We start from the raw sequence: 20,448 nt of genomic DNA on the forward strand, positions 1-20,448 counted from the left end.
GACATTGGCAGACCGCAGCGCCAGCCTGGCTTTCATTCTGAGCTTGCAAGACAAGGTCACCGCGCCCTTGGGCAAGGTGAAAATGGGCTTTTCCGAGCTTGCCGATCAGAGCGAAAAACACATCAAGACGATCGGCATGGGCATCGGCGGCGTGACGGCGGCCGTGGTTGGGATCCGTGAGTCCATGGAACCAGCGCTGGAGGTCAATCGCGCCCTCGGCGACGTCCGATCGCTCGGCGTCGCCGAGGATGCGTTGTCGGCGCTGAATGCCAAGTCGTTGCAGTTCGCGGTGAGCTACGGCGAGAACGCTAAGGATTTTGTGGCCTCGGCGTATTTGATCGAAGGCGCCATCAAAGGCCTTGCCGGCAACCAGCTCGCGATCTTCACCAACACCAGCAACCTGCTGGCCAAGGCCACCAAAACCGACGCTGAAACGATGGGTGAATACGTCGGCACGCTCTACAACCTGCAGAAGTCCCAAGCGGATGCGATGGGGAAGGGCGCGTGGGTGGAAAAACTCGGCGGGCAGACGGCGCTGGCCGTGCAGCTGTTTCGCACCAGCGGCGCGGCGATGAAAGACGCTTTCAAAGAAGCCGGCGCGATCGCCACCACATCCGGCGTCGACCTGGCTGAGCAGATGGCAGTGATCGGCACGCTCAGCAGCACCATGGAAGGCGGCGACGCCGGCGGACGCTACAAGGCGTTTTTCGAAAACATCGGCGCGGCGTCGGACAAACTCGGCATGAAGTTCACCGACCAGCAGGGCAAGGTGCTGCCGATGATGGCGATCCTGGACAAGCTGCAGGGCAAGTTCGGTGATCTGACCAGCGCATCGGCCGGCGCCAAGTTGATGGAGGCTTTCGGCGGTGAGGGCGCCCAGGTGATCGGCGCGCTGGCCAAGGACACCGATCGGTTGCGCAACGGCATCGAGCAGTTGGGCAAGGTGCGCGGTTTGGAGAACGCCGAGCAGATGGCCCGGGCCATGGTGGACCCATGGCAGCAGTGGGCCTCCCTGGTCGAGGTCATGCGTGTGGTGTTTGGCCAGGTGTTGATACCAGTGCTGACGCCGTTCATGAACAAGATGGTGGATATCGGCAAGACCCTGGTGCGCTGGTCGCAGCTGTTTCCCAACATCACCCGCGTGATCGGCATCACCGCACTGACGATCATGGGCATCGTTGGCGCCATGTCGTTGCTGACGTTGGTCGTTGGGATTTCGCGGATGACCTGGCTCGGTCTGGTGTCGGTGTGGAAAGTCGTCCAGTTGCTAAACCTGCGCACCGTCGCCGGCTTTGTGCTGCAGAAACTCGCGATCCTGGCTTACATGGCCGTGATCTACACCCTCAGCGCGGGCCTAGCCCTGGTGCGCGGCGCCATGCTGCTGTGGCAGGGCGCGATCTGGCTGGTCAACGCGGCGTTGCTGGCCAATCCGATGGTGTGGATCGTGGTCGGTGTTCTCGCCCTGGTGGCGGTCATTGTTGCGGCCGTCCACTACTGGGACGAATGGACGTCCGCTCTGATGAATACGGCCGCGTTCCAGTTCGTCGCCGACAAGCTCCAGAAACTGGCCGACTGGTTCAACTCTATGGGCGGTTGGTCAGGCATGGCCAAGGCGGCATGGGACAGCATCGTCGGCATTTTCACCAAGGCCGTTAACGGCGTGATCGAGCTGCTCAACAGCATCCCGGGCGTGAACATCGAAGCGCGTTTCGGCGGCATGCCAGAGGTGCCTGGTGTTGATGCTGCCACCAATGCCGCCGACACCGCCAACGCCGCGCAGAAAGCCCAGCAGACCATCAATGCGGCCATTCCCAGCCTTTCACCGGCGCGCCCTGCAGCGGTACCGCCCGGTGGCCTGTTGACCAGCATCCAGAACACAAACAGCAGCCAGAACAAGGGCACGCATGTGGAGAACGTGAACATTCACACCAGCAAACCGATGAATCCGCTGGAAGTGGAAAACATGGTCGCTATGGCGGTGGGCGGATGAGCGAGTACGTAGACCTGTTGATCGTCAATAACGACCTGGCACTGGATCCGTCCCGCCAGCCGCTGCTGATCGATGACCGAGCCTGTATCGCCCAGGACATCGCTCACATGATCCGCGACAGCGGGCTGCTGGTGACGTTGGTCGCAGAACGCGATCGGCTGCGTCAGCGCGACTGCATCCAGCAGCTGGAGCTGTTGGTGGAGGATGACCCGCGCCTGGTGCCGGGTACGGCGCGCATCACCCAGCAGGAACCAGGCGTCTACCTGGTCACTGCGAAAACTCTGAAATTTGGTTCGATTGAGGTAAGTCTGTGAGCCAGGTCGACTTTAAAAAAGTGATCGCCGACGCCGGCATCCCGACCACCGAGGCCGCTCTGAAAGCTGCGTGGGAGAAGGAGGCCGAAGCCCAGGGCGCCAAAGTGGCCAACACCAGCAGCTATTCGCCGTTCTGGCGAGTAATGACCGCACTGGTGACCAAGCCGGTGCTGTGGCTGTTGGATTTTATGTGCCTGACGGTGCTGCCCAATTTCTTCGTGAAAACAGCGGTAGACACTTGGCTGGACACGCTCGCGTGGGCTGTCAACGTCGAGCGCAAAGGCGCTACCAAGGCACGGGGGAAATTGCTGTTTACCCGGGCTTTACCGGACGGTGTCCTGGAGCTGGAAAAAGGCATTGTGGTGCAGTCTGCCGCGATCAACGGCAACGTCTACCAGTTGATTACCACGGCGCCGGTGACATTCGTTGCGGGTCAGCTGCAACTGGACGTACCGGTGGAGGCGGTCGATTCCGGCAGTGGTTTCAACCTTGCCCCGGGCTACTACGCGATTCTCCCGGTGCCGGTACCCGGCATCATCCAGGTCGTGAACAAGGACGGTTGGCTTGAGTCACCAGGAGCGGATCCGGAGCCGAACGACCAGCTGCGCTTGCGCGTGCGCAACCAGTTTTCGGCGGTAAACCAATGGCACACCGACGCGGTGTATCGCGCCATGATTTCAGCCTTCCCGGGCGTGCGTCCGGATGGCGTCTATTTCGAGCACGGCGCCCCGCGTGGGCCGGGCAGTGCCAATGCGTTTGTGCTGTTCGATGCGGGCGTGCCGGCGGCAACTTACCTGGAGCAGATCAATTCGCATATCCGCGACCAGGGCAATCACGGCCACGGCGATGACCTGCTCGCCATGGTCATGCCCGAAGTCCCTGTAGACGTGGAAATGACGCTTTGGCCGCAGCCCAATCTAAGCGCCGAGCAGGTCGACACGCTGAAAACTGAGGTCGAGCTGTTCATTCGTGCAGCGTTTCGAGAAAGCACGCCCCGCGACTATCAACCCACGCTGACTTATCCACAGTCGCGTTTCAGCTTCAGTCGACTGGCGGAAGAACTGCACCAGCAGTTCGCCGATATCGCCTCACTGCGTTTTAGCCCAGGCGTCGACATCACCAGCGGGTTGGACATTCCTCGGCTGGCGTCGCTCAAGGTGGATGTGCAATGAACAAACTGAAACTGCCGTTCTGGCTCGGTGGCGCCGAGCTGTCGAAGTTGGTGGCGGCTGTCCAAGCATGGTGGGAAACCGTGACGGGATGGCTGCGCTGGCCTTATTCGCAGATCGATCCCGACACTTGCCACCCGAATATTCTTGAGTTGTGGGCTTGGCAGCGGGACGTGACGCGCTTCAAAGGCGAACCCGAATCCTTGTTTCGGCTACGCGTGAAATACGCGTTTATCAACTCGGTCGACGCCGGTAGCACCGCCGGTTTGAAACGCATTTTTCAGCGCCTCGGCGTGGGTTATGTCGAGATCGAGGAGCGTCAGCCCGATCGGGATTGGGACGTCGTGCTGCTCAAGTTCAGCAACGCTCAACTGTCTCTTAACCCCGAGCTGCTGCGTGTGTTGATCCAGCAATACGGCCGAACGTGTCGGCGCTATGACTTCGTCACCATCACCCCCGTAGGGCTGCAAATCGCCCTGATCGACTTCAACGACGACCAGCAAACGCTGGTCGCCAGCCTGTAGGAGCGCACCGTGAGCGCCAGTATTACCTTGGCCGGCGAAAGCCAAATCGCCCTGAAACAAAGCCTGCAACAGCCACTGATTGTTACCCAGTTCATCTTTGCCAATGTGCCGGGGCTTGACCCAACCAAGCCGCTCGATCGCGCTGCCGGCAAGCCACCCGCTGATCAGATCGTCCACGTCTATACGATCCCGGAGAAAAATGCCGGCTACGTGAACCCGAACCAGGTGGTGTACAGCGCGCAATTGGGATCGGACGTTGGTGATTGGGATTTCAACTGGGTCGGCCTCGAGGACGCCGATGGCATCTTGTTCGCTGCGTCTTCGGTGCCCCTGCAGCAAAAGCGCAGAAACATTCCGCCGGAGCAGATCGGCAACAACGTCACTCGCAACTTTCTGGTGGCCTTTGATGGTGCGATGCAGCTCACCGGTGTGAAGATCGATGCCAGCACTTGGCAGCATGATTTCACGGTACGCCTTGCCGGCATCGACGAGCGCGAGCGCCTGAGCAATCGCAATCTCTACGGACGAGCGTTCTTTTTCAGTGATTCGCTGATGTTCGAAAAAGCGGAGACCGGCTACCAGATCAACGGTGGCACAGCCTACATCGAGGGCATCCGCGTGGCGATCGCGAAGGCAGAGGCCGTCCAAGAAGTAATCCCAGTAGGCAAGATCTGGTTAGACGTTTGCCTCGAGCGCCAGTTGAACGACCGGGTGGCTGTGTGGAAAGTGGTGTTCGGTGAACAGGACGACTATACCGACGCCGCTGGTGTGCGCCATTACTGTGTACCACTCGCCGATTTCGTATCGCCAACCAACATCGTGGACTTGCGCGATGCCGAGCCCGTCGGCGGTGCGTTGATCAAATACCTCGCTTCTCGTACCGGTGACTATCCGTTACTGCGCGCCCGGGCCACGACCAAAGCAGACGTCGGACTCGGCAATCTTCCGAACGCCATCAGCGACGATCCGGCTACCAACAGCAGCCAGATCGTGGCGTCTACGGCCGCGCTGAACAAATTGCAGAAACAGGTCGGGGATTCCATGACTGGCATGGTGGCAGGCTTTGCCATCTCTTGGGCGCCTGAAGGATGGCTGAAGTGCAACGGTGCGGCCGTCTCACGCACAACCTATGCGCGACTGTTCGCATTGCTCGGCGCGCACTACGGCGCCGGCGATGGATCAACGACTTTCAATCTGCCCGACATGCGCGGCTTGTTTCCACGAGGCTGGGACGACGGTCGCGGCCTTGATCCGGGGCGAGCCTTCGGCGCTTACCAGGACATGATGCTTCAATCTCATAACCACGGCGCTTCAGCCGGTGAAGTCGGCAACCATCTACATGCCGCGTGGACGGATGCGCAAGGCGAGCACAGTCACGCCGCGTGGACTGATGTTCAGGGCAACCACCAGCACACTGCCCCGCGCGCGCAAAACAATAACGTGGGCGGTGGCAGTCCTAACTTTACGACAGCAAACCTGCAGAACGGCACCACGGCCCCGACTGATTGGGCGGGTGCTCACTCTCACAACGTTGGTATAGGCGCTGCCGGCGCCCACGGCCATAACGTCGGCATCGACTGGGCCGGCGCTCACAGCCATGCCATTTCCGTGGCCGCAGCGGGCGGTGCCGAGACGCGTCCTCGAAACCTGTCTCTCCTTTTTTGCATCAAGTATTGAGGTCGAGCATGACTGAAAAATTCGTGTACCAAACTGACCACCTGGGCATTTTCATTGGAGCCGTAACGGCCGATGAATCGCCGCTGGAGCCGGGCGTATATCTGGTTCCTGGTGGTTGCGTCGAAGTGAAGCCGCCCGCAGTACCGGAGCAAAAAGCTGCATGGTGGAACGGTAAAGCCTGGCAGTTGGTGGATTATTTCGGCGGCGTCGTGGTGTACAGCATCGTCACCGGCGAGCCGCGAACGTTGGAAGGCTTCGAATCGGTGCCAGCGGGCTACACCATGAAAAAGCCCGGGCCAAATCAGGTCTGGAAAAATGGCGGGTGGGTCGACGACATCGAAGCGGTTCTGGCGGCACTGCGTGACGAGAAGCTACAAGCGATCGCCTCGGGCTGCGCTGGCTACATCGCTGGTGGTTTTACTTCCAGCGCATTGGGCGAGCCATACCGCTACAGCAGCGCCATTGATGACCAGGTGAATCTCAACGGCCAGGTGCTGTTGGGGCTCGACGACGTCTACCCCTGCTATGACATCGACCAGGTGCTGGCCTTCCGGCCGCACACCATCGCCCAGTTGCAGCAAGTCAGCCTTGATCTGGTTCGGTTCCGACGAGCCGCGCAGCAGCATGCCGAGGCGTTACGCCTGGCTGTGGAAAAGGCGCAAAAAGACAAAAACCTGAAAGCGATGAAAGCCATCCGCTGGACTGCGCCGGCATGACCTGGGCACCGGTGACCATGCGCTGGCCAGAGCAGGCCACTCAGTGGCTGGGCGGGCTGTCAGCAGCCAAGGATCTGGCCGGCGGCGAACTGGCCAGCACCGCCCAGCGCCTGGCGAGTCTGAGCGGGCTGGCCAACACCAACCCGGGGCCGGTCGGTGATATCGCCAAAAGCGCGATCGCGGCCGGACGCAAGGCGCTGGCCGAGCAAATGGATCAAGTGCCTGCGTGCCTGGTGGTAACGCCGTTTCAAAACGGTGTGGGGCAGGGTGCGGGGTATCAGCGATTTCTGTCAGCGCCGAATGCGCTGGAACATCTCGCCAAAAAACTTGAAGACGCCAGCGACAGCGGGCGCCCGAGTGGGCCGCAGTACGCACTATCGATCCTGTTTTTGGCGACACACCTTGAGCAGCTGGCCAGCAGCTTGGCGCGGTTCAATGCTTTGCTGCCGATCCCTGACCTGGTGCGAACCGAGCGCCGTGCGCAACACCTGGTGAAACTGGAAATCGAAAAGTGGGAGATCCCCGGCGCTGGCACGCTTCCGCGCTGGCAGGGTTTGCCGCTTGAACGTTGCACGGTGGTGAAAGCTGCCAAGCAGTCCATGGCGGGGCAGTTGGCGATGCTGGAAGGCTACGCGGCCGACAGCTCGCCGTTGGCCGATCTGGCAACGCTGGCAGCACGCAAGAGCGCTCAGCAACAGGGACGGGACAAGCAACTGGCTGACCTGAAAGACTTGCTGATCGGTGGCAACCCAGACGTCAGCATGCGCGCGCGGATGATTGGCCCAGGCACCGCCAGCGAATTGCGCCGCGAGCTGCTGGCCGGCGATGCGCCTGGCCACGAATGGATTCAATGCGCGGGCTTGCTGTTGGTGGGTAGCAAAGAAGGGCTGAGCTTCGTGCAGGAGCTGGTCGGCCTATGACGCTGCTACTCGACGGGCAAAAAGTCCAAGGCAAGAACCTCAAGGTCACGGCCAATCTGCGCATTGAAAGCGGCGATATGTCCGGCCAGACGAGCAACACCGACAAGGCTCACAAAGGCTTCAAGCCCAAGACGCTGGCCGTGTCGCTGATGATCCCCTTCGCGGACAAAACCCAACTCACCGATCTGCTGCGTTTGGCTGAATCCACCGCCGGCGGTGGTCAGCTCCATCTGTACCGGATTGTTAACGATACCGCCGAGGCCTTCGGTGTGCGCCAAGTGGAGTTCTCCGACGGTGTCAACGCTCGGGAGGCGGACACGCTGAAAGCATGGTTGGTGCAATTCACCCTGAGCGAGCGTGAATCAAACCCGGAGAAAGTCGAAGGCCGGCGCGCCGGCAACAAGGTCACCGCGCAAGGCGCTCCCGGCAGCTCAGTCGGTGACGCCGGTACCGGCAACGGCGAATCAACCGGCAACGATCCCTCGCTAAGCGGCTTCGAAAAAGTGCTCGGGCGTGTGGACAAGTGGCTAGGCGGGAGTGAGCCGGCGTGAAACTGCACAAGATACTTTCGATCAACGGAGTGCCGATCGCACTGGTCAAGGAGGACGTGCGATTAGACGCCACCAGTCCCGGTCGGGCGAACTTCACGGTTCAATCGTCGGCGCCGCTCAAAGGGCTCGTGACGCTGGATATCGGCTACAACGAAGGCACGCTGCAACGGCACTTCATCGGTTACGTCGAGCGCTGCACCGCCGCCAACGCGGTAGAGCAAGTGCTGTTCTGTCGCGAGTTGGCCGCTGTACTGGCCAAGCCGTTGCCGCTGAATCTGCGCCATGTTGACCTACGCGCCGTGCTGGCCGAGGTCAGCGTACAAACTGGCTTGCGGTTTCGTGTTCCTGATCGGCCTTATGCCAACGTGAAGGCGCCGTATTTTTACAGCCTCGCCGCCGGTTACCAGGCGATGGACAGCTTGGCCCGCGTGTACAGCATTCCCGACTTCACCTGGCACCAGTTGGGCAACGGCGAAGTCTTCGCCGGCAGTTGGGCCGATAGTTTTTTCGGCGCACGTGCGCCGCTGCAGATTCCCACGGAGCTGTTTGACGGCTTCCAGGGCAACCAGAGCGCGATGGTCGCGGCCCTTCCCGGGCTGCGACCAGGTGCAACGATCAACAACGGCGAGCGCATCACCACGGTGGCACTCGCCAATGACCAGATGGCCATCCGATGGACGACGCAATCCGCCGCGCTGTAGAGCGCCAATTCCCCGAACTCACCGGTGGCTATCACTTGCCGCGATTTGCCCGAGTTATCGCCGTGGCCGATGCGCCAGCGGACGCCGGACTGTGCGACGACTTCCGCCCGCGCTATGCCGTGGATATTGAAGTGCTCGGCGCCGACGACGAACCAGACCCAGCCATGCCGCCGCTCACTGGCGTTCCATTGCCGCTGCCCACCGGTGGCGAGGAAATGGGCATTTATGCCTTTCCGGAGGAGGGCACGCGGGTGGTGGTGTGCTTTGCCTACGGGCTACCGAACAAACCCTACATTCAATCGATCTTGCCGCACGGCCTGAGCATGCCCAAGGTGCCGAAGGGGGATCAGGTGTGGCAGCACAGCGAAGCCGCCCAACAGCGCGTCGATGCCGACGGCAACTGGCTACGCCAGACCGATGGCAAAATCCGGGATCAGGCGATCGAGCGCGAAGTTGAAGCCCTGGATAACCGCGAGCAGTTCCAGAGCCACACGCAGACGATCGATGACCATTCGACCGAGACTGTGGGTGGTGTGAAAAAGATCGAGGCGCTGGGCGCGCTCAAGCTGATGTCAGGAGGATCCGCGAGCCTGGCGGCGGTGGATGATTTGCACCAGGCCACCGGCCGGGATCTGAATCTGGTGGTGGGACAGAAACATAATGCTACCGTCGGTAGCGAGATGCAGGAGCGGATAGAAGGCTTACGGCGCAGCGTGGCGGGAATCAGCCAGCGATTTCAGGCTCCGAAAAACTGGATTGGCTCCGGAGAAATCAATTTGTTCAAAGTTGTCGGGGATGTTCTCGACCTAATGCAACAAATGAATTTAGAAATCGCTATTCATACGCATGGCCCTACTCCAGCGCCTGTTAATGCAACAATTTTCGAAGGGTGCGCAGTTCAATCTAAAGCCTACTCAACATCAATCAAAAAAATCACTCTTTAGGTAATAAACTAAACGGGGTTGTCGCAGCTAACCTTCACGAGAGAGCGATAACTAATCTCTTTGGTCGATGCATTGTGATGCGCTTGATAAATATTGAATTCAGATCTTTTGTATTTATCACAAAGCTCTTCGACAACTTGAATGATTTTATACTTTTCAACCTCTGGTGTGCGGATGCCGAAAATTATTCCTTCAAGTGATTCAAAATTATACTTCAAACACCGATTTTTAAATTCCTCATAATCGGGCATGCCGTTCTGCAGGATTAAACGGTATTCACTTTCATTTTTCCAGTCCTGCATTTTACTAGTAATACTTAGCTGCCGACTTCTCCAGTAGTTTTCTATCCATTCTTCTTGATTGTCAAGAGCTGAATAGCATGCGCTCCGATCACCGGCATCGTTCAAGTACCAGTTTTTTAACAGCATATTTCTTGGATAAATCCCGATAGATCTAAAAAAATCAAGATCACTTATTTCGGTCACGTAATTTACTTTCTCAAACGTAAGCTTGGCATGATCCCACAATGATCCACTGGATGATAATGCGACAGCCATATGGAAAGATAACTGTGCTTTGCCCCCAGTCTTGTCAGTCTTGAATTTTAAACAAACGCCTTTGTGGTTATCGCCATAGGTTCCCCATATGGATGAGTTGCTGCAACTTTCCATAAAGCACGCGGTGTACCATTCCCTATAACTTAGTTTTTTCAAGCTCTCTACAAATTGCGCGATAAAACTATGAACAAGCCTGCGCCATTTGATATTTTTTGACTCCTCTTTATAGGAGTTGTAGTTTGATATGAAAAGTTCAGTTTCCGCCATATACAAGGCCACCGTATACCCTATAGCGTCGGCCGCAGTAACTTCTCCCTCGCTCCCTTCCCCACAGACTGAAAGCAATGCTGATGAAGGCTCAAGGCTACGTACTTCTTGCATATCTTTTAACTTAGTATCTACGGGTTTTACACCTATTTGGATGTATAGTCCAGCGACCAACTTCATCGCATACACTTGAATACTACTCAGGTGCACAACCAGCTCTTCTTTTGTAACCTTTCGTTCTCCACGTGCTAAGAACTCAATGTGTCGTAGAATATTGCCATTTGAAAGAAAAGTAGAAATCACTTTTTTCCTGGCTCACTGACATCGGGTGGCAGTATGCTGAGATCGTACACATCTGGAAAATCACTTTGATTAAGCTCAAAGCCGGATAAATATTGGTAGTTTCGAACTATTAGGCAGGCAATATATCGCTTAAAAAGCTGCTGCCAGACAATAGGATCACCTGAAAAAAACAATTCACGATAGCCTTCGAATGGATCATTTAACTGATCGGGTGACGCAAAATATATATAAGTACCTGCCAGCTCACCTTCAAGCTCAACTTTACCAAGCAGCTTTTCTACCGAGCGGAATCTATAAAGGTAATCGGGCATTTGCACTTAATCTCATATGGAGTCAGTTAATCGAGCCAGATTAGCACCGTTCCGCTGGCCAGCAATTCAACAAGCACGCCACGGGGGACACGAATGCTCAATCAAAGGAAGGAAGTCAGCGCTGGGATTGTCGATTTCGCTGCCTGCGACTACCGTCGAAAAACCCCCGAATCTTCCACCATAGCCTTCGCGGCAAATTGACGTTGTAGAACTCATGACCAGTCGCGAGTGCCACGAATAGACAGTGACGAGAATAGCTACCTTTTCCACGCCTTACGGTAGCCGCCATGTCATCGTCAAGCCTAATGCTCGCCTCGTCCCTAGGGTCAATACGGACTCTTAACCCTTGCTCCCCCAGCAGACTAAATGAGCGTCCGTCGGGGCCAACATAGCCGAGATTCGAAACGGTCACGGCGTGAGGGCTATTGTTTGTGACGTATAAAACCGTCCCTAAATAATCCCCACCTTCATACAAGCTAAGGGAATTCCTGTTCACGCGGTATGCCAGCCACGAAACCCACACCGCGATTCCGGCTACGATAAGCGCCAGGAATGCTATGGCATCACTGAACTTGACGCTGTAACCCCATATCGTGATTGCTTCCATCAGCTAATCCTTACCTGATTATTTTGATTGCATGCTAGCTGTGCATAATGTCCTGGTAAGAAAAAATCTGCCGAAAAAGCACTTATCCCCCTCCCGCCGACGGGCTTTGCGTCCCTTTTTTGTGCAACGGCCAGAGCGGTGCAATCACCGGCTCTGCCCAGGCCTGCTGCGGGGGCTGTGGAGTTTGCATGGATTGCACGCAGTGCAAGGTTTTGTAAAAAAGTGCAGATCCGTGGCACAGCTTTACGGAGCATCGGCGAGTTGGCCAAGGGTGTGAGACGTCCGGCGTGCAGGGGCTGCACCCTGAAAAACCTACTGCAAAGGGTATTTTCGTTTTTGGAACTGTTCGCACCACTTGCGAATCCGACAACGCCCAGTCCGCTGGGAAAGCGGTTGTAAGGCCCGGTCCGCTTGGCTCTGCGGGGTTTTCTGGTATTGCACAGAGTCACCAAGAATTTTCTTGCTATCAGTGCCAATTCTCATGATGTGAAAAACACGGAAAAGGGACGTCGTCTTGGCCATTTTTCAGACGTGGGCTGGGAAAAAGGTAATTTTGGTAAGCGAGGTGTGGAAACGCGCTACAGCCCTTGTCTTGCCTGGCTTTCACTCATTACCTCAAGAGGTAATTTTAGGTAAGAGTTAGGGTAATAATTTCTGAAGTGCCCAGTTTTACTAGGTTTGAGGGCTATAAGGGATTACTCATAGGAAAGGTAATTTTCTAACCTCATACTTACCAAATTATTACCTCTGCGTATTTCTCTCTAAGCCCCGATTTTCAAGGCTTCCAGAGCTTGCCTCATGCCGCATTACCAAAATTACCTTTTTCCCATGGGTCAACATGAAACGTCGAAACGGGCTTAGCGTCCGTGTTCTGCAACCTGGTGCGCAAAACCCATGGGACTGACATGGGACTGAGATTAAAAAACTCGCTCCTCTGCAGCCCTTATAAACCGGGGGGGTGTGCTCAAAAAACCGCAAACGGGTAGTTTCGAATCTCTCCTTCACCGCCATATTCAGTAAACACAAACCCCTGATTTTCCTAGAGAAAGTCGGGGGTTTGTGGTTTTTGGCGTATGGAAAAGGGTGATGTGGGCCCGTTGGTGCTCGGCATCCATGAAGTGTGCTTTGGTGATCATTCTCTCTCCAAAGCTATACAAAACCCTGTCACCCGTCGAAATCTCCTACACGCCTCATTGACCCTCCGAACCGTCCCGAGTTTACTGTATGTGCATACAGTAAATTCACTATCAGGTTCGTATCATGAGCGTCACCATCCTCGGCCCGTTGTCAGGCGCGGGCGAAAAGCTTGCGTTGTATTCGTTTCGGATTCCCGCCGGTTTTCCTTCGCCGGCGGCTGATCACATTGAAAAGCACATTTCGCTTGATGAGATCTTCGATATTCGTGCGCCGCACGTTTATCTGGCGAAGATCGAAGGCGAAAGCATGCAGGACGCCGGGATATTTTGCGGTGATCTGGTGATTGTTGATCGCAGCCTGAATGCCGAGCACGGCGATATCGTCATCGCCGGTCTCAACTCCGAACCCATCTGCAAGCGCCTGCACATGCGCGACAACACCGTCATCCTTCTTTCGGCCAACAGCAAATACCCGCCTCGCTACGTGATGGAAGGGGATGAGTTGGTGATCTGGGGCGTGGTCACTTACAGCGTGCGCGACCATGGCAAATCGTGAGCAGGTTTTCGCGCTGATCGATTGCAACAGCTTCTATGCCAGCTGTGAGCGAGTGTTCCGGCCCGATCTGGCGAAGACGCCGATTGTCGTGCTGAGCAATAACGATGGCTGCGTGATCGCGCGCAGTTATGACGCCAAGCCCTTTGTGAAAATGGGCGCGCCGTATTTCCAGATTCGCGATGATTTGCGCCGCCATGGCATTCAGGTGTTCAGCAGTAATTACGCCTTGTACGGCGACATGAGCGAGCGGGTGATGACGATCATCGAATCCATGGTGCCGGCCGTCGAGGTGTACAGCATTGATGAGGCGTTCGCCGATCTCAGCGGCATTCCTGGGGACCTGACCGCGTTTGGCCGAACCATCCGCTCCGCCGTTTATAAACGCACCGGCATCCCGGTCGGCGTCGGCATCGCCCCCACGAAAACGCTGGCCAAGCTCGCCAACCACACTGCGAAGCGCCTGCAAGCGCACACCGGCGGCGTGGTCGACATCTGCGATCCGTCCAAACGCGATTGGGTGCTGCGCAATACCGATGTCGGTGAAGTGTGGGGCGTCGGTCGGCGGATGAAAGCTCATCTGGAAAGCATGCAGATCAGAAGTGCGATGGACCTGGCGAAGGCCGATCCGTGGACACTTCGGCGCAAGTTCAGCGTGGTGATCGAGAAGACCGCGCGCGAACTGGGTGGCACATCCTGTCTGGAGCTGTCCGAGACGGAACCGCCGAAGCAGGAAATCTGCAGCAGCCGCATGTTTGGCAACCGTTTGACTACCATCGAACCGATCAAAGAAGCCGTGGCGACTTATGTGCATCGAGCGGCGGAAAAGCTGCGTGCGCAGAGTTCGCTGTGCAAAAAGATCCGCGTGAGTATCCGCACCGGCATGTTCAATCCGGAAGAGGCGAAGTACGCCAATGGCGCGCTGATCGAGTTGCCTTATCCGACCAATGATGTGCGATTGCTGAGCAAGGTGGCGAGCGAGGCGGTTGATCGATTGTTCCGGCCGGGATTCAAGTACAGCAAGGCTGAGGTGCTGTTGATGGATCTGCGACAGCCCGGAGAATTTACCGAGGACCTGTTTGCACAGTCCCAACCTCAAGCGGCGGAGAGGGTGATGGGGGTGCTGGACCAGATCAATCAACGCTGGGGGCATGGAACATTGCGAGCGGGGAGCGTGCCGGCGGATCCTGCCTGGGGCATGCGGCGGGAGATGATGAGTGCGAGTTTTACGACGAAGCTGGATCAATTGTGGGTCGTTAAATGTAATTGAAGCAACGGGTGCCAGGTCTGGTGCCGCGCTACAATCGCCGCCTTCACTTTTGCAGTAAAGGGACGACTTTCATGATCATTTCCACCACTCATTCCGTCGAGGGGAGGCAGATCACTGCCTATCTGGACATCGTCAGCGCCGAGTCTGTGCAGGGCGTCAACGTGATCCGCGATATGTTCGCCGGCATGCGCGACTTCTTTGGCGGGCGGTCGCAGACGTTGGAGCGGGCTCTTAAAGAAGCACGCATTCAGGCCACCGACGAACTGAAGGATCGGGCGCGGGCATTGCAGGCTGACGCGGTGGTCGGCGTGGACTTCGAGATCAGCATGCCGGCAGGCAAGGGCGGCATGGTCGTGGTGTTTGTCACCGGAACGGCGGTCAAGCTGCGCTGATTATTGTGTTCAAGGCAAAGCCCACTCGCACAACGAGTGGGCTTTTTCGCGTCAATCAGCCTTGTGGCTTGAGCAACACAGCGCCTCTTGAGTCATAGGTCAGCGGTGTATCGATGGCAAGGAGGGGCGGTGTCCCGTCAGGCTGCGCCGATGGTGCGGGCTCGCTGGGATAGTAGACGACGCCCGGCTTGAGAAGCGGTTTGTCCGGGTATTTGATGGTGATTTCACCCGAGACGATCTTTTCCTTGCGTTTTTCCGCACCGGCCTTGCCGGCAGCGATCTGCTCGTCCGTGAGTTTTACGACTGGCATGTTCGGGAATCCATTGATCTGCATGATCTCTCCTTGAGATTCATTGGTAGGAGTCAGGGCAGCGGCCGTTTGATGGAAATCTTTAGCGAATGATCGTTCACGACGCTTTTTTCCATTCGTCGGTGATCAGCCTTTCTGAACGGCAAGTCCAGTAGTGACCAGCTAGTCTCAAAAGCGCTGAGGGGCGATATTTTCCAGGCAAAACTGTTTTGTCGGTGTCGACCCGGTTGCGTAGGGGAGAGTCTATGTCAGGTCCATTTATCGAAGATGATGGCGCTGAGTTTTCATTCAACAACTGTGTGCGCTGCGGTCAGTCGGAGTATCAGTCGGGGTTTGGCGAGGATCCGGTGAGCATCGGCAAAATCAAATCCACGGCCCCGAAAGGGCCAAAAGCGAAATTCCTGCCCAAGGTCACGGCAAGGACCAGAAAGTGATTTCATCCTGCACCCCGTCACTGAACGGGGTTTTTTATGTGCGCAAGAATAGGGGTTTGAAATCTCTGGCAGGCATTGACATTAATGTCGGTTTTTTTTCACAAACTTTTCACGTTGGCCAACGTAGTGTGAAGCCATCCGTTAGAAAGCAAGTCTCCAGCCCGTCTCCCCAGCGGGCTTTTTTTTGTCCGGCATAAAACCTTTTCCCTGATCGCGGTCCAATCGACGCTGTCGCCGGCGTCTGGACTTTCCTGCGTCGAGCGCATTAAATCCCGCTCCTTTTCGTCATTCCGTTTATTTGAGGTTTTCGTCATGCGTTTAACACTGCCTGCTCTGGTTCTTGGCCTTCTGTTTGCTCAAGGTGCGATGGCTGCCGGTGATGGCACCGCGGCGCTGGGCGGTGGCCTGGGTGGCGCGCTGGGTAACGTGGTCGGTCAGAAAATGGGCGGCAGCACCGGTGCCGCCATTGGTGCTGGCGTCGCGGGCGCAGCGGGCAGCGCAGTCGCCGCACGCAAGGGCAGCCGCACCAAAGCGGCGATCGGTGGCGGTGTCGGTGCAGCCGGTGGTTCGGTGATCGGCAACAGCCTGGGTGGCCGCAACGGCGCCACCATCGGTGCAGGTCTGGGCGGCGCGGCCGGCGGTGCCGTCGGCAGCAACCTGGGCAAAGGTCACAAGCGCCACTGAGACTGATTGCCTGTCAGAAAAAGCCCGACTCGATGTCGGGCTTTTTCATGGCTGAACGTTTCCTGCGAAATCATCTCCAATCTGCATACGCCCCGCTTGGGCGGATTGTCCCGTTTCGGGAACTGCGAGGTTCATATGCGATTGTCATTATCTGCACTGTTTTTTGGCTTGGTCGTGGCGCAGGGCGCGATGGCGGCCGGAGACGGCACCGCTGCCGTAGGCGGTGGTCTCGGCGGTGCGCTGGGTAATGTGGTTGGCGGACAACTTGGCGGCAGCACTGGCGCAGCGGTCGGCGCAGGTGTTGGCGGCGCGGCGGGCAGTGCCGTCGGCGCGAACAAACGCAACCGCACCGAAGCCGCGATTGGCGGCGGTCTTGGCGCAGCAGGGGGCTCGGTCGTCGGCAACAGCCTCGGCGGCTCCACCGGCTCCGCCATTGGCGCAGGCCTTGGCGGCGCAGCAGGCGGCGCAGTAGGTAACAATCTTGGCGACGACGACGGCGGATCTCATTCCGGCGGCCACAAGCACAAGAACAAACACAAAAATAAACATCGCTGATTGATCAACGGAAACCCGGTCTGGTGCCGGGTTTTTTGTGTCTGGCCGTCAGGCAGAGGAACGATTGGCCGTAGGGCTTTTCGAACGTCATACATCCCACACGCTCAAGAGGTGCGCCATGACTCCTGAAACCGAAGGCAAAGAAGAGAAGGGCCCTAATGGGGTGCCGTTTATCAATGATCCGGGCAGTGAAGATCCTGGATCCGTGACGGATGATGCGACGGTGCCGTTGAATGATGCGGATGAAGCGGATATGGAGTATGAGGAGGATGGGGATGAGCAGTGATGGGGTGTTGAGAATTTGATTTAGCGCTTAAGGGCCTGACTCAGCAGGCCCTACAGAAAATCTGTTCCTCAGAACGAGACGTCGATTCTTTGTGCTCTGATTTTTACAAACTGACCATTGAGGTGCGGAAAATCGAAGTGGATATCTTGATCCGCAAATTCGACGAACGACTTGAGCGTATCGCCTTCTAAGCGCCCGTAAATCTCGCATGAGAAACCATTATCAAGCATCTCGACACGTGTTTCGCTACCATCGCATTTTGAAATGTCTATTTCGTCCGGCAGTACCATTTCGAACTCGGCTGAGTAGGTCTCACCTACTTCGATGACTGAGGGGCAGTGGCCTGCGAAACATCTCACAGTCACACCGTTGACGCTGAGCAGGACCATTTCCTCAATGATTGGGTCGATCTTGACAATATGCGCAGGATATTTCTTAGTCATCTTCGAGCCATGCTGGTTTTTTCTTTCAGAGGATTGAGATGATCAGTGAGGTTTTTAAGAGTTAAACTTTGGCATAAAGGCTTGAGTCAGCAGGTGCCTAAGTCTGGTTTTCAGAGTTTTCATGCGGGTCGATTAATACATAGAGGTCATCGGAGGGCGACATTTTTTCGATTCTGCCTGCATCTATATAGGTCTTGAACTCACTCTCAAGAGATTTCATGTCAGTGTATTTTTTATATTTTAAAGGCCTGTCCGTGGCGCCACTCATCAAAACCATCGATCCTGTTATTCGAGTCGTAATCGAAATCCACTGATTCATTGGGAAAATGAATAGCACAGCCTATGCCGTGTAATTCATACTCGACGCCATCGTTGACTTCTCCGCAACGTTCTATTTGGCCGCTCCTCCAAAGTCTTAGGATGTTTCGAGTGCCAAATTTTTCTTGTAATAGCGTTGTTCCTTCTTCAACTTTTTTGAGGAAGCCGTTGATCAAGTCTTCGAGACGTATCATGTTGTTGCTCATGTTTTTCTATTATCATCCAGTCGATCGGTATCGAGTCTTTTTAGGCTGACATGTTTCATTCGCTCCTGTCTCGAAAATGGTTTTCCCAATATTTCTAATGATTTTTACATTGTGAATTTTGGTGTTTGTCTCACAAGCAGATGCGGAAGTCAGGGTGGTTTTTATGTGTTTTGGTCTTTTCGGTTTCTTTTCAGTTGGTCCATATATACAAGTTGCTAATTAAGGAGATTTTCTTGATTTTTTTTAGGTCTATATATTCGGAGAATTCTTTTTCGATTATTTTTTTGTCGCAGTATTTTCGATATTTAGATGGTCTTTCGCAAGCAAAGAAGTATAAGCGGCAAATGTCAAACCCATTGATTTCACCATTAGGCCCATAGTCAAAATCTACAGTTCCTGTCGATAGATTAATGCGGCAGCCGATGCCGTGCAATTCATATTTAACGCCTCGAGTGACTCTCCCGCGACGCTTTATCGCCTTGGTATGCCAAAGCCTTCTAATGTCTCGAGTACCAAATTTTTCTTCAAATATCAGCGTGCTTGTCTCTACCATAGCAATAAAGTCATTTATCAGGGCATCCAAGGTTTGATCACTCATCCTTTTCTCCTAGTTTGCAAAATATCTAGTCCGATGAATTGGCTGGCTGGATTGCATTTTTTATTAATTGAAAATTGCGGTATGCTCTTTGGGGCGGTAATAGCTTTAGCGTTGGTGATATTGCTTTGGTCTTGCAGGCGCTGCGCGTGGAGTGTTAAGTGCGTGATTTTAGGCAGGTGACTCTGTTAAATAGACGCTAGGTTCTCTTAATCATCAACGATGACGTAATGAATTTTATCTCGGAAGTCTCTGATGCAATGCAAACCAAGTGCCCGCTCTCAAAATTTTTAATGGATAATTGAAGTATTTCCCGTGTGGGGAGATTGGATGTCGTCAAGCTTGTAACTTGACTGCAGGTTATCCCTATGCGACAAGCATTGTATCCTATGGATTCCCACTTCTTCGGAGGCGTGTCTGGAATTTCTCTTATGTCAAATGCTAGAGTCAGTGTTGAAAGATTATTGTCTATGTTTAGAGTGAAAAGCTTAATCTCTCCGATAGGTACATTTCGGCTGAAGACCATGTTGAAGAGTTTACTGTCATGTATCTCATTCCAGTAATTCATGTTTTTCTTTTAGTCTGTCGATATACCTAGAAAGCTTCTTTACGTAGTGTTGGTTAAGGCTCGGCTTGCGTCTTTCTTAAAATTCACTTGGGCGCCATTTATCATTTCTGTCATAAAAAAATATGTCTTTCTGTCCCTAAGTCCCCATCCACTGTAAGAAAAATTCTCTTTGTAGTTCTGGTGAGTTTGTTAGGTTTTCATTTTCGTAGTCAAATATCGACACCACATCTTTCAGTGATGGTTCTGCTCCATTTGTCAATTCATAAGCTTTTAATCCAAGAGACATTTGTGATGATAAGCTCGAGGGGTGAACATTTAACTTTGAGCCTTTGCAAAAGAAAGTTACTAGGGGGTTGTCCTTGCGGATTAAGCCGAAACAGTGATAAAAATTTTTGCCGGTGTATGTTTTTGGCGATAATTCGTCCAGGCTTAGGGTTATGCTTATTTCCTCGCTGTCGCAAATCAGAACTACATCTTTGATTGCGTATTCTTTTTCTACGATAATTTTGAACTCCGAAATCATTTGTCAATTTTCCTATATGGATTCGGGATGGAGTAACCAAAGTCACGCCCATCGTCAATAATTATCGTGGCGCCTAGAATATCTTCATTTTTGATGACTTTTGGAACGGCGAATTCCTGTTCTCGGGAAAATTTGTATCGGTTTCCTAATTCTTGCTTCAAATCATAGCCCTCGACTCTCTTTAAAGTATAAAGAAACCCGGTTTTTGTAAAAAAGCTGGTAGCAAACTCTTTTCCCACGTCTCTAGAGGGGGAGGTGCTGATAAAGCCGCTTGGAGGAAAATCGCTATCAATGGAGTGGAGAAATAAGTCCTCGCTGTCTCCCTTGCTTTTGAATCCGTTCACAAAAACATCGGACGGGTCTCTTGAGTCTCCTCGGTACAGATATTCCTGTTTTTTCTTAGGCGCTGGTGCATCAGGCTCCCCCACATCAACCTTAACCCCATCACTCGCCCCCGGAACCTCACACCCAGGCTTCTTCGGCGGCGGGCAATTGGAGTTCAACCCCAACGGATCCACCCACCCCGTCGGATTCGGCACGTACTGGTACTGATTCAACCCGCCCGCGAGCTTCACCGGGTCCGGGGTCAGATACCGCCCAAGCCTCGGGTCGTAATACCGATGA

Annotated in this window: 25 protein-coding genes; 17 read left to right on the forward strand and 8 right to left on the reverse strand. The window is 54.9% G+C overall.

The genetic code is table 11. The annotated features are described in order from the left end of the window. The first annotated feature begins 4 nt into the window (after positions 1-4). Genes PS14A_RS08010 through PS14A_RS08055 form a run of 10 tightly spaced genes read left to right on the forward strand, consistent with a single transcriptional unit; the run spans position 5 to position 9,506 of the window. Positions 5-1,990: a phage tail tape measure protein gene (locus PS14A_RS08010; RefSeq protein ID WP_212615689.1), complete on the forward strand. Its 1,986-nt coding sequence runs from the start codon at positions 5-7 to the stop codon at positions 1,988-1,990. Further along, entirely contained in the window at positions 1,987-2,304 is a 318-nt protein-coding gene (locus tag PS14A_RS08015) for a DUF2590 family protein (RefSeq protein WP_212615690.1), read from the forward strand. Before PS14A_RS08010 ends, PS14A_RS08015 begins: the two co-directional genes overlap by 4 nt. Beyond that, positions 2,301-3,476 carry a baseplate J/gp47 family protein gene (locus tag PS14A_RS08020; RefSeq protein WP_212615691.1) on the forward strand — a complete coding sequence of 392 codons (1,176 nt, stop codon included), beginning with the start codon at positions 2,301-2,303 and terminating at the stop codon, positions 3,474-3,476. The genes PS14A_RS08015 and PS14A_RS08020 overlap by 4 nt, the downstream gene beginning before the upstream one ends. After that, on the forward strand, positions 3,473-3,997 hold the full coding sequence (locus PS14A_RS08025) for a phage tail protein (protein ID WP_212615692.1): 525 nt from the start codon (positions 3,473-3,475) through the stop codon (positions 3,995-3,997). Before PS14A_RS08020 ends, PS14A_RS08025 begins: the two co-directional genes overlap by 4 nt. A 9-nt stretch (positions 3,998-4,006) precedes the next feature. After that, complete coding sequence (locus PS14A_RS08030; protein ID WP_212615693.1) at positions 4,007-5,674, forward strand: phage tail protein; 1,668 nt, start codon at positions 4,007-4,009, stop codon at positions 5,672-5,674. Between the two features lie 8 nt (positions 5,675-5,682). Next, positions 5,683-6,390, forward strand: coding sequence for a hypothetical protein (locus tag PS14A_RS08035; protein ID WP_212615694.1), 708 nt, complete (start codon positions 5,683-5,685; stop codon positions 6,388-6,390). Beyond that, positions 6,387-7,310 carry a hypothetical protein gene (locus PS14A_RS08040; protein WP_212615695.1) on the forward strand — a complete coding sequence of 308 codons (924 nt, stop codon included), beginning with the start codon at positions 6,387-6,389 and terminating at the stop codon, positions 7,308-7,310. Before PS14A_RS08035 ends, PS14A_RS08040 begins: the two co-directional genes overlap by 4 nt. Beyond that, entirely contained in the window at positions 7,307-7,861 is a 555-nt protein-coding gene (locus PS14A_RS08045) for a DNA-binding protein (protein WP_212615696.1), read from the forward strand. Before PS14A_RS08040 ends, PS14A_RS08045 begins: the two co-directional genes overlap by 4 nt. Then, a complete protein-coding gene (locus tag PS14A_RS08050; protein ID WP_212615697.1) occupies positions 7,858-8,562 on the forward strand; it encodes a hypothetical protein in 705 nt (234 codons plus the stop codon). Before PS14A_RS08045 ends, PS14A_RS08050 begins: the two co-directional genes overlap by 4 nt. After that, the gene (locus PS14A_RS08055; protein WP_212615698.1) at positions 8,535-9,506 is read left to right on the forward strand and encodes a hypothetical protein; all 972 of its coding nucleotides are present in this window, start codon (positions 8,535-8,537) and stop codon (positions 9,504-9,506) included. Before PS14A_RS08050 ends, PS14A_RS08055 begins: the two co-directional genes overlap by 28 nt. An 8-nt stretch (positions 9,507-9,514) precedes the next feature. On the opposite strand, the gene PS14A_RS26800 is transcribed toward PS14A_RS08055, so the two are convergent. Both PS14A_RS26800 and PS14A_RS08065 read right to left on the reverse strand, forming a co-directional pair. Further along, positions 9,515-10,633: a DUF2971 domain-containing protein gene (locus tag PS14A_RS26800; RefSeq protein WP_212615699.1), complete on the reverse strand. Its 1,119-nt coding sequence runs from the start codon at positions 10,631-10,633 to the stop codon at positions 9,515-9,517. After that, a complete protein-coding gene (locus PS14A_RS08065; RefSeq protein ID WP_212615700.1) occupies positions 10,630-10,944 on the reverse strand; it encodes a hypothetical protein in 315 nt (104 codons plus the stop codon). The genes PS14A_RS26800 and PS14A_RS08065 overlap by 4 nt, the downstream gene beginning before the upstream one ends. Positions 10,945-12,811: 1,867 nt before the next feature. On the opposite strand from PS14A_RS08065, the gene umuD reads away from it, so the two are divergent. The 3 genes from umuD (at position 12,812) to PS14A_RS08080 (ending at position 14,902) form a co-directional block, all read left to right on the forward strand. Further along, the gene (gene umuD, locus PS14A_RS08070; RefSeq protein ID WP_137216212.1) at positions 12,812-13,243 is read left to right on the forward strand and encodes a translesion error-prone DNA polymerase V autoproteolytic subunit; all 432 of its coding nucleotides are present in this window, start codon (positions 12,812-12,814) and stop codon (positions 13,241-13,243) included. Further along, on the forward strand, positions 13,230-14,510 hold the full coding sequence (locus PS14A_RS08075; RefSeq protein WP_212615701.1) for a Y-family DNA polymerase: 1,281 nt from the start codon (positions 13,230-13,232) through the stop codon (positions 14,508-14,510). The genes umuD and PS14A_RS08075 overlap by 14 nt, the downstream gene beginning before the upstream one ends. A 71-nt stretch (positions 14,511-14,581) precedes the next feature. Next, positions 14,582-14,902 carry a YbjQ family protein gene (locus tag PS14A_RS08080; RefSeq protein ID WP_016773801.1) on the forward strand — a complete coding sequence of 107 codons (321 nt, stop codon included), beginning with the start codon at positions 14,582-14,584 and terminating at the stop codon, positions 14,900-14,902. A gap of 55 nt (positions 14,903-14,957) precedes the next feature. Here the strand turns inward: PS14A_RS08080 and PS14A_RS08085 are convergent, their stop codons facing one another. Further along, entirely contained in the window at positions 14,958-15,236 is a 279-nt protein-coding gene (locus tag PS14A_RS08085; RefSeq protein ID WP_212615702.1) for a hypothetical protein, read from the reverse strand. Positions 15,237-15,457: 221 nt separating this feature from the next. Between PS14A_RS08085 and PS14A_RS08090 the strand changes: the two genes are divergently transcribed. The 4 genes from PS14A_RS08090 to PS14A_RS08105 all read left to right on the forward strand — a co-directional run bounded on the left by PS14A_RS08090 (position 15,458) and on the right by PS14A_RS08105 (position 17,171). Next, the gene (locus tag PS14A_RS08090; RefSeq protein WP_024012286.1) at positions 15,458-15,646 is read left to right on the forward strand and encodes a hypothetical protein; all 189 of its coding nucleotides are present in this window, start codon (positions 15,458-15,460) and stop codon (positions 15,644-15,646) included. Positions 15,647-15,958: 312 nt separating this feature from the next. Further along, on the forward strand, positions 15,959-16,330 hold the full coding sequence (locus PS14A_RS08095; RefSeq protein ID WP_039763869.1) for a hypothetical protein: 372 nt from the start codon (positions 15,959-15,961) through the stop codon (positions 16,328-16,330). A gap of 135 nt (positions 16,331-16,465) precedes the next feature. Beyond that, complete coding sequence (locus PS14A_RS08100; RefSeq protein ID WP_024012287.1) at positions 16,466-16,885, forward strand: YMGG-like glycine zipper-containing protein; 420 nt, start codon at positions 16,466-16,468, stop codon at positions 16,883-16,885. A gap of 118 nt (positions 16,886-17,003) precedes the next feature. Continuing rightward, complete coding sequence (locus PS14A_RS08105; RefSeq protein ID WP_212615703.1) at positions 17,004-17,171, forward strand: hypothetical protein; 168 nt, start codon at positions 17,004-17,006, stop codon at positions 17,169-17,171. 68 nt (positions 17,172-17,239) lie between these two features. Here the strand turns inward: PS14A_RS08105 and PS14A_RS08110 are convergent, their stop codons facing one another. The 5 genes from PS14A_RS08110 to PS14A_RS08135 all read right to left on the reverse strand — a co-directional run. Continuing rightward, complete coding sequence (locus PS14A_RS08110; protein WP_212615704.1) at positions 17,240-17,614, reverse strand: hypothetical protein; 375 nt, start codon at positions 17,612-17,614, stop codon at positions 17,240-17,242. A 233-nt stretch (positions 17,615-17,847) separates the two neighbouring features. Beyond that, positions 17,848-18,126 (reverse strand): hypothetical protein, encoded by a 279-nt coding sequence (locus PS14A_RS08115; RefSeq protein ID WP_249121208.1) that lies wholly within the window; start codon positions 18,124-18,126, stop codon positions 17,848-17,850. Between the two features lie 202 nt (positions 18,127-18,328). Further along, positions 18,329-18,736 carry a hypothetical protein gene (locus PS14A_RS08120; protein WP_212615705.1) on the reverse strand — a complete coding sequence of 136 codons (408 nt, stop codon included), beginning with the start codon at positions 18,734-18,736 and terminating at the stop codon, positions 18,329-18,331. Between the two features lie 701 nt (positions 18,737-19,437). After that, positions 19,438-19,824: a hypothetical protein gene (locus PS14A_RS08130; protein ID WP_016773809.1), complete on the reverse strand. Its 387-nt coding sequence runs from the start codon at positions 19,822-19,824 to the stop codon at positions 19,438-19,440. Then, positions 19,821-20,448, reverse strand: a 628-nt coding sequence (locus tag PS14A_RS08135) for an RHS repeat-associated core domain-containing protein (RefSeq protein ID WP_282961460.1), incomplete at its 5' end; no start/stop codon positions are given. The genes PS14A_RS08130 and PS14A_RS08135, both read right to left, overlap by 4 nt.

The sequence above is a fragment of the Pseudomonas sp. 14A genome, assembly GCF_018132745.1.
Taxonomy (GTDB): domain Bacteria; phylum Pseudomonadota; class Gammaproteobacteria; order Pseudomonadales; family Pseudomonadaceae; genus Aquipseudomonas; species Aquipseudomonas mercuritolerans.